7 protein-coding genes are annotated in these 12,518 nt (G+C 76.3%); 4 read left to right on the top strand and 3 right to left on the bottom strand.

Annotation, left to right across the window (positions count from 1 at the left end):
- Positions 1 to 16: 16 nt before the first annotated feature.
- The 3 genes from ACZ5D2_RS38900 to ACZ5D2_RS38890 form a co-directional block, all read right to left on the bottom strand.
- A complete protein-coding gene (locus ACZ5D2_RS38900) occupies positions 17 to 2,803 on the bottom strand; it encodes an ATP-binding protein (protein ID WP_371674953.1) in 2,787 nt (928 codons plus the stop codon).
- A 159-nt stretch (positions 2,804 to 2,962) separates the two neighbouring features.
- Positions 2,963 to 5,926: an AAA family ATPase gene (locus tag ACZ5D2_RS38895; protein WP_468936224.1), complete on the bottom strand. Its 2,964-nt coding sequence runs from the start codon at positions 5,924 to 5,926 to the stop codon at positions 2,963 to 2,965.
- A gap of 89 nt (positions 5,927 to 6,015) precedes the next feature.
- Complete coding sequence (locus ACZ5D2_RS38890) at positions 6,016 to 8,889, bottom strand: helix-turn-helix transcriptional regulator (protein WP_371674955.1); 2,874 nt, start codon at positions 8,887 to 8,889, stop codon at positions 6,016 to 6,018.
- Between the two features lie 320 nt (positions 8,890 to 9,209).
- On the opposite strand from ACZ5D2_RS38890, the gene ACZ5D2_RS38885 reads away from it, so the two are divergent.
- From ACZ5D2_RS38885 to ACZ5D2_RS38870, 4 genes are all read left to right on the top strand, one after another.
- Positions 9,210 to 10,133, top strand: a complete 924-nt coding sequence (locus tag ACZ5D2_RS38885) for a 4'-phosphopantetheinyl transferase family protein (RefSeq protein ID WP_371674956.1) — start codon at positions 9,210 to 9,212, stop codon at positions 10,131 to 10,133.
- Positions 10,134 to 10,673: 540 nt separating this feature from the next.
- Positions 10,674 to 11,192 (top strand): toxin-antitoxin system HicB family antitoxin, encoded by a 519-nt coding sequence (locus ACZ5D2_RS38880; RefSeq protein WP_371674957.1) that lies wholly within the window; start codon positions 10,674 to 10,676, stop codon positions 11,190 to 11,192.
- A 93-nt stretch (positions 11,193 to 11,285) separates the two neighbouring features.
- Complete coding sequence (locus tag ACZ5D2_RS38875) at positions 11,286 to 12,128, top strand: DUF4097 family beta strand repeat-containing protein (protein ID WP_371674958.1); 843 nt, start codon at positions 11,286 to 11,288, stop codon at positions 12,126 to 12,128.
- Between the two features lie 91 nt (positions 12,129 to 12,219).
- Positions 12,220 to 12,518: ATP-binding cassette domain-containing protein (locus ACZ5D2_RS38870; protein WP_468936218.1), on the top strand; the 299-nt coding region annotated here is incomplete at its 3' end.

Below are 12,518 nucleotides of genomic sequence, written 5' to 3'. Positions count from 1 at the left end.
GCACCCGCCCGGAGCACTACGGGTGCGCCGGGCCGGCCCCGTCGGAGAGCAGCCGGGCCATCGCGGTGAGTCCGGTACGGCCGTCGACCCGCAGTTTGCGGTAGACGTGGGTGAGGTGCTTCTCGACGGCGCGCGAACTCACCTCCAGCCGCTCGGCGATGGCCTTGTTGGAGGCACCGCGGGCGGCGAGCGCGGCGACCCGGCGCTCCGTGCGCGTCAGCGTCGCCGCCACGTCCTCGCCCCGGGAACCGGCGATGCCGTGCAGCGCCCGGCCCGCCCGCTCGACCATCCAGGGCGCACCGCAGTCGAGGGCCTCCGCGCGGGCCCGGGTCAGCCGCTCCTCGGCCTCGGCCCGCCGCCCCTGGGCGAGCAGGCGGCGGCCGAGGAGCAGCGAGGTGCGGGCCCGTTCCAGGGCGTTGGCCGAGCCCTCCAGGGTGAGCGCGGACTCCCGCAGCAGGGCGATGCCGCGGGCGCCCTCGGTGATGGCGCCCTTGCCGCGCTGGGCACGGCCGATGGCCACCGGGCTGCCCCAGCTCACGGCGCGCGCGTACTCCTCGTCCATCAGGTCGTGGGCCCGGTCGGGCCGGCCCATCCGGTAGTGCAGCGCGGACGCCCACGTGCGCCAGGGCACGATGGCCGGGTTGCGCCAGTGGGCGCGCTCGGCCGTGCGGCCCCAGTCGAGGAAGCAGTCCAGGGCGGTCGGCAGGTCGTCGCGCAGTACCGCGGCCGAGCCGTGGATGAGCCGGCGCAAGGAGGGCCGGTGGCCGGGGACGGCCTCCTCCCGGCGCCCGGACAGCAGGCGTTCGCACAGGGCGGCGTCCCGGGCCTCCAGGGCGGCCAGCACGACGGGCGCCAGGGTCTGGAGCGTGGCCCAGTCGGTGACGTCCAGGGCGAGCGCCTCCGCGGCGTGCTCCCTCGCTCCCGTCAGGTCGCCGCGGGCCAGGGCGAGGCGGGTGAGTTCGACGGCGATGAGGGCGCGCGGTACGTCGGCGTTCTCCCTGCGGGCCCGGTCGTGGGCGGTGTCCAGCCAGGGGCCGATGGTGGCGAGGGAGTCGGCGGCGACCAGGACCTCGGTCAGCAGCGGCAGGGCGGTGTGCACGTGGTCCGGGGCGGCGGGTTCGTGCTGCAGCAGCCGCTCCGCGAGCGCCACGGCCTCCGCGGCGTTGACCGTCTGGGCCAGGGCCGCGCCGTGCAGCAGTACGGTGACGAGTTCGCGTTCGGCGGCCGTGTCCAGGCAGGGGGCGGGGCCCAGGGACCGCAGGCGGCCGCCGCAGGTGTCCGGTTCCTCCGGGCCGGCCAACGCCGCGTGCCGCAGGCGCGCTTCCAGGCGCAGCGCGTGCCCGCGGGCGGCGCCGGTGAGCGTCGCCGCCTCCCCCAGTTCCGCCGCGGTCCTGACCACGGTGTCGACGGTGGCGGAAGGGGCGCCGTCGAGGAGGAACGGCGGGATCAGGCCCGCCACCGGGGCCCGCCGGTCCGTGTCCGGGAACAGGAACAGTGCCTGGGCGAGGTGCCGCAGCGCCGCCCGTGGCGCGAAGTCCCGCTCGATCATGGCCAGTTCCACCAGCAGCTCGGCGCGGTCCGGGCCTTCGGGTGAACTGCCGAGCAGGGCGCGGCGCAGATAGCGGGCCGCGGTGTCGGGAGCCGCGCGCCGCAGGGCCGAGCCCGCCGCCGCCCGCAGTACGTCGGTCTCCCAGTCCTCGTGGCAGGAGGAGGCGGCGAGGAGCTGGGCGGCGGCCCGTTCCGCCGGGTGGCCGCCCAGGTGCAGCAGCAGGGCGGCGTGCACCCGGATGCTCTCCGCCTCGGCCGGGGTCATGGCCTCCTCGACGGCTTCGCCCACCACCGGGTGGACGAATCGGGGCACGGGGCCTTCGGCGAGCAGACCGAGCCGGCGCAGCACCCTGAGGGCTTCGATCCGGCCGGTGCCGTCGAGGCCGGCGAGTCTGCCGATCAGCTCCTCGTCCGCGCCGTCGCCGAGCACGGCGAGAGCCGTGGCGAACTCCCGTACCGGCGCGGGCTGGTCGCGCAGGACGACGGCGAACCGTTCGTGCAGGGCCGCCGGGCGGGCCGCGTGGACGGCCCGGACGTCGTCCGCGGACCCGGGCCCTTCCCCGGTCCCCGGCAGTGCGTCGAGGATGGCGGTGAGCAGCAGCGGCCGGCCGCCGGTCACCTCGTGGCAGGCCCGTGCGTAGGCCGGGTCGACGGGGCGCCCCGTCAGGACGCCGACCAGGTCCGCGGTGCCCTCGGGCGGCAGCGGGCCCAGCCGCACGACGCGGGAGGCGCGTTCGACGAGCTGCTGGAGCCGGGGCGCGTCCTCGCCGGGGTCGCCTTCGCGCAGGGTGACGACGAGGGTGACGCGCAGCCCCGCCACGCGTCCGGCCAGCAGGCCCAGCCGGCGCAGGGAGGTGACGTCGGCCCACTGGAGGTCGTCGACGAGCATGAGCAGCGGTGTGCGGGCACTGTACTCGGCCACCAGCCCGAGGAAGCCGTCGTCCTGCGGGGACCCCACCGACGGGCCCGCGCAGTCGCCGGGCGGCGCGGCGGGGGCGCCCGGCAGCAGGGGGGTCAGCAGCTGGCCGAGTACGCCCGCCTCGAAGTCGCGTTCGAACACGGCTCCGCTGGCGGTGACGACGCGCAGGCCACGGCGTTCCGCCCGCTCCGGCAGGGCGCGCAGCAGGGCGGTCTTGCCCGTGCCCAGGCCGCCGGTGACGACCACCAGCGAGCCGCCGCCGGCGCCGTGGCGCACCGCGTCCATGGCGCCGGTGATCAGGTCGAGCTCCTTCTGGCGGTGCAACAGGGGCCTCATCGTTCCTCCGTGTGTTCTGGGACGGCCCGGGGAGGGCCGGGTGTGGCTCACGGGCCGGGGAGCCGCGCCGCCGCCCGGCCCGTCGCGCCGGGCGGGACGGGCGGGACGGGCGGGACGGGCGGGACGGGCGGGACGGGCGGGACGGGCGGGACGGCGGCGTCATGTGGACTCCCCCGCCGTCCGCCGCAGCGCCGCGGCCAGCTGGGGCCGTCCCCGGATGCCGAGCTTGCGGTAGACCTTGGTCAGGTGGAGCTCGACGGTCCGGGGGGTGACGGCCAGTTCCTCGGCGACGGCCCGGTTGCCCAGGCCGTCGGCGGCGAGTGCCGCCACGCGCAGCTCGGCGCGGGTCAGCGCTCCCGTACCCGCCGCGGTCCTGTCCGGGGCCACGCCTCCCGCTCCCCGCCGCACGGACGCGGCCGGCGACGGGGAGGCCGACGGGAACCGGGGCGACGGCAGGCGCTCGGACGGGGACGGGGGCGCGGAACGGGACGGCGGCGCGGAACGGGACGGGAGCGGGAGCCCGGTGGTCCCGGCCCCGGGGGCCGCCCCCCGGTCGCTGCCGAGCAGGGAGTCGACGGTCAGGTGGCCGGAGGACGGGGCGGTGCCGAGGGCGACCAGCGCCTGCCGGTACTGCCAGCTGACCGGCCTCCCGCGGCCCGGAGCCGGGATTCCCCCGACGCCCGCGGCCCCGGCCCCCTCCCCCAGCGCCGCGGCCATGGCGGTGGGCGAACCCCACAGCAGGGCCCGCCGGCGTTCCTCCGCGAGCAGCGCCGCGGCCGCCGGGTCTCCGGGCTCGCGGGCCCGCGCAGCGGCCGAACGCCACGGCAGCACCGCCGGGTTGACCGCCTGCCGGGCCAGCAGCTGCCGCCCGCACTCCAGCAGGTCGGCGAAGGCCTGGTCGCGCATTCCGCCGGCGAGCCGGACCCGGCCCCGGGCGTACAGCAGGTAGGCCCAGGGCAGCCCGCCCTCGGCGCCGGGCGGCAGCTCGGTCGCGAGGGCCCGCTCGGCCGCCGTCCTGTCGCCCCGCCGCAGGTGCAGCAGGGCCCGTAACGCGAGGGGGCCGGGAGCCATCAGCGGGTGCCAGCAGCGGCTGGGCATGATCGCCTCGCACCGGTCCAGGGCCTCGGCGGCGGCGCTTTCGCGGCCGGCGCGCAGTTCGGCGAGGCAGGTGACGAGCAGGGCGAGGCCCGCGACCGCACGCGCGTCGCTGCGCTCGGCGCCCACCAGGATCTCGTCGAGCGCGCGGCGCGCCTCCGCGGTGTCCCCGGTGAGGACGAGCGCGTGCGCGGCCGCCGCCCGGACGGTGGGCGGAACGTGCTCGCGCACCCGCGGGGCCAGTGCCGTCCGGGCGAGCCACCGGGCCCGGTCGATGTTCCGGCCGTGCTGCGCGGTGCGCCAGGCGGCGACGGCCGCTTCGGCGGAGCGTTCCGGCGCGGGCGGGCCGGTGTCGGGCAGGAGCGGCTCGCCGCTGTCGGCCGGGTCCGGCCTGCTGTACTCGGTGATCCAATGGAGGGCGCGCAGTCCCGACCGCTCGGCACTGCCCGGGCGGGCGGCGTCGGCGGCCCTGGCGATACGGGGGCGGGGGGTGTCGACGTCGCCCCGGGCCACGAGGAGTTCCGCGGCGTGCAGCAGGGCGCGGCCCGTCTCGGCGTCGGCGACCGCGTCGGCGACGGCCGCGGTCCCGTCGCCGGGGGTCTGCAGGGCGCGGTACAGGTGGCGGCTCGCGGCCTCGGGTCCGGTGGGCAGCACGGCCGCGCTCAGGTCGGTGAGGAGCCGGATCCGCAGGGCGGGTGGCACCGGCTCGCGCAGCGCCCGTTCGAGCAGCCGGGCCGCGCGGTCGGGCCGGCCGGTGGCCCGGCACTCCGCGGCCTCGCGGCGCAGGGCCTCCACCGCCCAGGTGGCCCCGATCCGGCGGGCGTCCAGCAGCAGCCGGGCGAGCGCGCGGTCGGGCAGGGCCGCGCGGTGGGCCCAGTCGGCCGCCCGTGCGTGCAGTTCCTCGCGGTGTTCGCTGCCGAGGTCGGCGAGGACGGCGCGGGCCGCGGCGGCGGTCCGGAACGCGGGGCGTCGTCCCGGTGCGAGCAGGCCGGTTCCGCGCAGCAGTGCCAGGGCCCGGGAGGTGCCGAGGGCACGTGGGCCGGCCAGCGCGTCGATCAGGCCGGGGGTGCAGTCGGGTCCGGCGACGGCGATGGCGCGCAGGACTGCGAGGAGTTCGTCGGGCAGCAGGGCCAGGGTCCGTACGGTGCGTTCCCGTACCGCCTCCGCCGCGCTCTCCTCCAGCCGGCCGGGGTGGTCGGTGCCGGGCGTCCAGCCGTGCCGGACGAACCGTCCGACGATCGAGCGCATCAGGGCCGGGCTGCCGTCGGCGTGCCGGACCGCGTCGGCGAGGAAGGCCTCGTCCACCGGGGCCTGCCAGCTCCCGGCGATGAACTCGCCGACGGCGCCGTCCGACAGCGGGCCCAGGGTCAGCGTGTGGCGGGTCACGGCGTCCTCGCCGGCCAGGGTGCAGGGATCGATCCGTTCGTCCGCTGCGGCCGGAACGGCGCTGTTGCGGGACGTGAGGAGCATCAGGGGCAGCCCGGCCAGCCTGCGGGCCAGCGACCGCAGGGCGCGCAGCGACTGCGGGTCGGCCCACTGGACGTCGTCGACGACGAGGAGCAGGGGTCCGCCGCGGGCGGCCTCCAGGACGTCGGCGCACAGGTCCGGGTCCGTCGTCCGGCGGGGCCGCGCGCCGTCGGCGTGCGCGGCCGCTTGTCGTACGGTGCCGTGGGACGGGGAGCCGGGGCCGGTGCGGGCGGGCGCGGAGAGCAGTGCGCCGAGCCGCCCGGCCACGCCGTGGGGCAGCCCGGCCTCCTCCGCCGTCGCCCGGACGGCGGCGACCCCCATGCCCGCGCCCCCGGCCAGGGCCGCCGCGTGGTCGAGCAGTGCGCTGCGTCCCGTGCCGGGCGGCCCGTGGACCTCGACGAGCGCCGGCCGTCCCGTGCGCACCTGTCCCAGCAGGCCGTGCAGCAGGCCGGCCTCGGCGTCCCGTCCGATGAGGGCGGCCGGTTCCCCGGTCCCGCCCGGCCGCCTCCGGTGCGCCGGTGGCGTGGCGCGAACCGGGTGCTCCGCTGTCGTCCGCTCCATGACTGTCCGTCCTCCAGGGGTGTCGTGTCGATCGGGGCTCCCCCGGCTGCCGCCCGGGTGTGCCCCCGGCTGCGTGACGTCCCCGGGACTCAGGACGTGGCGGAGAGGCCGTCCGCCGGTCTGGGCGCGCCGGGGTGGCGGCCGAGGCCGCGCGGCAGGTCGGCGCGGCCGCGCACGTCGAGCTTGCGGTAGACGTTGGTCAGGTGCATCTCCACCGTGCGCGGGGTGATGAACAGGGCTTCCGCGATCCCCTTGTTGCTGTGGCCGCGCTCGGCGAGCGTCGCGATCCGGCGCTCGCTGTGGGTGAGGGAGTCGAGGGGGATGGTCGCGAGCTGCGGCATCCGGCCTCCCGCGGTCACCAGCGCGTCGCGCGCGACGGCGGCGAGCACGCGGTAGCCGCAGCGGGTGGCGAGGCCGATGGCCCGGCGCAGATGGCCGCGGGCGCCGCGGGCGTCCCCGAGGGCGAGCAGTTCACGGCCGAGCTGGTATTCGGCCTTGGCGAGGTCCAGCCGGGCCGGGGACTCGGACAGCAGGTCGACGGCCCGGCCCAGCAGGCCCGTACGGTCGCGGCCTTCGACGACCGAGGCCTCCGCGATCAGGCCCAGGCCCAGGGCGCGCGGCGTGCCCCAGCGGCGGGCGCGTTCCCGGGCGGCCGCGACGATGCCGGCGGCTTCGGCTCCCCGGCCCAGGCCGCCGAGGGTGGTGGCGGTGGGCAGCCACCAGGGGGCCAGGACCGGGTTGGCGATGCCGGCCTCCTCCTCGCTGCGGCCGCAGCGGCGCCACAGTTCCAGGGCGCCTTCCAGATCGCCCAGTTCCCGTAGGATCCGGCCCTTCGTGTACAGGTAGTGCTGCCATTCCCAGACGCTCCGGTCCAGGTCGGGCGCGGAACGGGCGAGCGCGTCGAGTACGGCGGCCGCCTGCCGGGGCTCGCCCTGGGAGAGGAGTACGGAGCTCAGCGCGATGCGCGCGAACGGTGGGGCCCCGGCCGGTCCGACGGCCTCGACGGCGGCCCAGGCGTCCCGTGCGGCGCCGGGTACGTCGCCGATGCCGTGGAGGATCAGGGACCTGCCCGCCAGCGCGGCGCGGCGCGGCCACAGCGGCGGGTGGGTCTCGGCCGGGGACAGCGCCTGGTCCAGTGCCGTCAGTGCTTCGTCGACGGAGTCGGCGAGCGCGAGCACGGCCGAGCAGCAGAACACGCCCCAGCCCGCGGTGCCCGGCTCGTCGGCGCGCAGGGCCTTGCGGGCGAGCGCGGCCGCCCGGCCCGCGGATCCGCCGTCCAGCGCGGCGAAGGCGCTGAGGGCCGCGAGCAGCCGCCGGTCGGCCGGGCTGTGTCCGCTCGGCACGGGCAGGGCGGCGGCCCGGGCGCGGGCCGCGGGCAGGGCCGTCCGGTCGTTCACCGCCGTGGCCAGCAGGGCGGATTCGACGGTGACGCGCACTTCGCGGTCGGCGGGCTCCGGGCCGGCACCGGTCCCGGCGCGCAGCTCGCCCAGCACCCGCTCCAGTAATCGCAGCGCCTCGGGGGCCCGGCGGGTGCCGAGCGCCATCATGGCGTACTGCACTGCGACGGGTGCCCGTTCCCGCGGGTGCGGCATGAGGTCGAGTGCCTGGCGCAGGTGCCACAGCGCGTCCGCGGGCGAGACGAAGGTACGGCCCGCCGCGCGGGCCAGTTCGACGTGCAGGTTGCCGCGCTCGGTGGCGGTGAGCCCGCTGCCCGGGGAACCGTGCAGCCAGCGGCCGGCGGCCCCGACGGTCGCACGGGTCGGTGCTTCGGCGAGGGCTTCGCGCAGCACGGCGAACATCCACGGTTCGTCGATCCGCTCCAGCAGGGCGAGCTGCTCGGCGACTTCGGCCGCGGGGCGCCCGGCGTCGCTGAGGACCCGGGCGGCGCGGACCCGCAGTCCGCGCAGCTCCTGGCAGTCCAGGGCCGCGAGGACCGCCGTGCGGATCCCCTCGCGCATCCGCGGCGGAGAGTCGGCCGGTACGGCCTCGATGTGGCGCAGCCGGCCCAGCGCGGACTCCACCTGCCGTCCGCTCAGCCCGCTGAGCGCGGCGAGCGGGTCGGCGGCGGCGCTGCCGAGCACGGCGAGGGCCGTGGCCACCTGCCGGACGGGGCGGGGGCCGGCGGCGAGGAACTCGGGGACCAGGGAGGCCAGCACGCTCTGGTGGACGGTGCCCAGCTGGTGCAGGGCGTCGGCGCCCGGCGGGATCCCCACGGTGCGCAGGGTGTGGAGCAGTCGGTCGAGCAGCAGCGGGTTGCCGCCGGTGATCTCCGTGCAGCGCCGGACGAACGGCTGGTCGGCCGGGGCTCCGAGGACGCGCGTGATCATTCGCTGGGTTTCGCGCTCGTCCAGCGGCCCGAGTTCCAGGAGGGCGCAGCGGTCCTGGGCGAGGATCTCTGTGAGCACCCGGGTACCGGGGCCCGGGACGCCGGTGCGCTGGGCCAGGACGATCAGCAGGGGCTGCCCGGCGGACCGGCGCAGGATGAAGTCGGCGCAGCGCATGGAGGCTTCGTCGCACCACTGGGCGTCGTCGATGACCAGGGCGGTGGGGCCGTCGGCGAGCAGCTCCAGGGCGCGCCGGTGCAGCCGGCGCCAGTCGCGGTGCGTATCGCGCGGCCCGGGGGCGTCGCACGGTCCGTCGGCCGCGTCCGGTCGTACGGGCGGGCTCTCGGGCGGGCTCTCGGGCGGCGGTTCGAGGAGGGCGTCGACCGCGCGGACCCGGCAGGCGGCTCCGGGAAGGCCGGCGACGCGGCGTACGGCCATGCCCTCGGCCGCCAGACGCTCGCTCGCGACGGCCAGCAGACGGGTCCGGCCGATCCCGGCGGGCCCCCTGACGAGCACGGCACGCGCGGTCCCCTCCCGGGCGGCCGCGGCGTGGCGCAGCAGGGCGTCGAGTTCGGCGGTGTGGGTGTCCAGGCTCCGGGCCGGGCCGTGGGCCCGGGCGGAACCGACCGTGACCACCACAGTATTTCCCTCTTCCTGAAACCGTTCCTGGCATCCGGTGTCCCAAACGCCATAATCCTCCCCCCGTACAAACAAGATCGTAGGCGACACCAAGGGAGAACTCGGAAGAGATCCGGCGGATTTGAGCCAGAATGCACTGATCCTTGGCCAAGGCGCGCCAGACGCCTCCAGCGGGGTGCGGTAAAGGGGCGCATCATTTCGGCCGTTCCGCTCGGCCGAATTCCCGAGCACCCGAAGAAACGACGGGAACGGCACGGCCGCGGACGGTGGAGGCGGAACGGTATTCGGCCATCAATTCCTTCTTTATGCCCTGCGCTATCGTGCCCGAACAGCCGTCCGCCGATGCCGAGAGACCGGAGCGCCCCGTGCAGTCCTCCCTGGAGCCCGCCTGCCCGCCGCCGGGCTGGGCCGTCTCGGACTGGCCCGCGGTGCGGCCCGTGCCGGCCGAAGGGGCGCTGGACCTGTGGCTGCTGCACGTCTCCGACGCGGGGCTGCGCTCCGTCGTCCTGGACCGGTCCCCGCTGGACGAGGAGGAACGCGCCCGGGTCGCGGCCTTCGTCTACCCGGCCGACCGCGACCGCTACGTGGCCGCGCACCTGACCCTGCGCCGGGTGCTCTGCGCCTACCGGGGCGTCACCCCGGCGGAGCTGACGTTCGCACGCCAGTCCTGCCCGTGCTGCGGCGGACCGCACGGCCGTCCCGTCCTGGCGGGCCCCGGTGGGCCGCACTTCTCGATGTCCCACACCGGCGGCCTGGTGTTGATCGCGGTGGCCGGGCGGCCCGTCGGTGTCGACGTCGAGCGGCTTCCGGCGCCGCACAAGGCCACCACGGTCGGCGAAGTGCTGCACCCGGCGGAGCAGAGGGAGATCCATGCCGCGCCGCCGTCGTTGCGCCCCGCGGTCTTCGCCCGGCTGTGGGCGCGCAAGGAGGCGTACCTGAAGGGACTCGGCACCGGCGTCGGCCGCGGCCCCGACCTGGACTACCTGGGCAACCCCGCACCCGGCGCCCCGGCCCGGCCGCCCGGCTGGACCGTGAAGGACGTACCCGTGGGACCGGAACACGCGGCGGCCCTGGCCCTTTCGCGCCCCGCCGGCGGCCCCGACCTCGTGGTCCGCTCCCACTTCCTCGGTTCGCTGGACCGGGCCGCGCCCCTGACGCTGAACGGGGTCCCGACCGGAGCGGATTTCACCCGACCCCTTCCCGGACGAGGCGCCCCGACGGAAAGCCGAATGACCGGAAGGTGAACTCGCGGACTTCCGGATCCGCCCCGGAAGTCCCCGCGGAAGGGACGCGAGCGCCGCCTCCCTCCCCAATGCGACCCCAATCCGGAGCCCTTTGGCTTCCGATCCGGCCGGGGGATCGAGCCAGCCGGAGAGGCCGAATCGAATACGGTTTCACGCCCGTGCGACTTCGGTGGCCGAAGGCCGGGGCAGCTGACCCACCGGGCAGCACGGGCCCGATACGAGCGCCCCCGCCGGGCGCCGGGCCGGCACCCCTCCTGAGCCGGAGTGGCGCCACCCGACGCCACTCGACGCCATCTGGCACCACCTGGCACCACCCGACACCTGACACCACCTGGCACCACCTGGCGCCACTCGGGGCCACTTGGCACCACTCGGGGCCGTCCGGCACCACCAGCAGCCCATGAGCACCGATGACACCACGCACCACACCCCCGAACTCCATCGCATTTCCGCAGATCAGCGCGCTGTAGACCTCAACCCGATCCGTGGATGCCCGCGCACCCCTTGCGCATGGCGCCACTATGGCGCCATCATGGCGTCATGGACCTCACTCCGTATGTCGACACCCTCCGCCGCGAACTGGCGGTGGCCGCCGAAGCCGGCGGCGACGAAGCCCGAGAGCTGGCAGAGAGACTCACCGCTCCCCTGGAGTCGGCGACCCGGCTGACCATGCTCCACGTGCTCTCCGCCGCGATGGACGAGGTCACCCGTGAACTCGCCCCCGGCTCGGTCGACGTACGTCTGCGCGGCCTGGACCCCGACTTCGTGGTGACGCTGCCGCCCGTCGAAGGCGGCACCCCGGAGGTAACCGCCGCCCCCGTCGAACCGGTCGGCGCGCAGACGCCCGCCGAGGGCGACGAGACCGGCACCGCCCGCGTCAACCTGCGTCTGCCCGCCCATCTCAAGGCGCGGGCCGAGGAGGCCGCGAGCCGTGAGGGCCTGTCGGTCAACGCGTGGCTGGTGCGGGCCGTATCGGCCGCGGTCGACGGCGGCACCCGGCCGCGTACGACGCAGAAGTCCCAGACCGTCGGACAGAGCTTCACGGGGTGGGTCCGCTAGCCGCACCATCCCCTCGACGCCACCCGCACCACTTCACCCACACCGCGTCCCACCAGCGGGGACATCCAGAAGAGCCAAGAGGACGGGACAGCCATGCCTTCTTTCGACACTCCCGAACCGGTCTCGGTCACCGCACGCGTGGAGGCCGGTTCCATCCAGTTCACCGCGGGCGACCGCCTCGACACGGTCGTCGAGGTACGGCCCCGCGACCCGAAGCGGGACCTCGACGTACGGACGGCCGACCAGACCGAAGTCACGTACACGGGCGGCGTGCTGACCGTCAGGACTCCCAAGTCCAACCTGCTCGGCCGTACCGGAACCGTCGATCTGACGGTCGAACTCCCCACGGGCTCACGCATCGACACGACCGGTGCCTGGACCCAGGTGGTCGGCGAGGGCCGGCTCGGCGAGGTCCGCGTGAAGACCTCGTCGGGCGACGTCCGCCTCGACACGACCGGCCCGCTGAAGCTGACCGCCTCACACGGCTCGATCACCGTGGACCGGATCGAGGGCACGGCCGAGATCACCACCAGCTCCGGCAGCCTGCGCGTCGGCGTCGTCGACGGCCCCGCCGTCCTGAAGAACTCGCACGGCACCACGACCGTCGGCGCCGCCAACGGCGAGCTGCGGGTGAGCGGTGCCAACGGCGACATCGAGATCCGCCGGGCCGAGGGTTCGGTCACCGCCACCACCGCCCACGGCACCCTGCGCGTGGGCGAGGTGGCCCGCGGCACCGTCCAGTTGGAGACCTCCTACGGGGCCATCGAGGTCGGCGTCCGCGAGGGCACGGCCGCCTGGCTCGACGTCAACTCGGGCTCCGGCCAGGTGCGCAACTCGCTCACCGCGTCCGAGACCCCGGGGGAGGCCGAGGACACCGTGAAGATCCGCGCCCGCACCCGGTACGGCAACATCGACGTCCGCCGCGCCAAGGCCTGACGCCAAGAGCACCGGTCTCCGCCCACGGCTCACCCGCCCCTCCATTCAATTCCGGCCTTCGAAAAGGGAGGGCACCATGCCTTCTTCTGTCATGTCCACCTCAAGCCGCGGCGACGGGCACCCGTCCCCGATCGCGATCTCCGCCGTCGGGCTGCGCAAGTCCTACGGCGACAAGACCGTCCTCGACGGAGTCGACCTGGCCGTCGCCGAAGGAACCGTCTTCGCCCTGCTCGGGCCGAACGGCGCGGGCAAGACCACCGCCGTGAAGATCCTCTCCACGCTCATCACCGCCGACGCCGGGCAGGCCCGCGTCGGGGGCCACGACCTGACCACCGACCCCCAGGCCGTCCGCGCCACCATCGGTGTCACCGGCCAGTTCTCCGCCGTCGA

The organism is Streptomyces sp. NPDC031479 (assembly GCF_055581065.1).
Note: the sequence above shows the minus strand (reverse complement) of the source record. Positions and strands in the feature narration are given on the sequence as shown.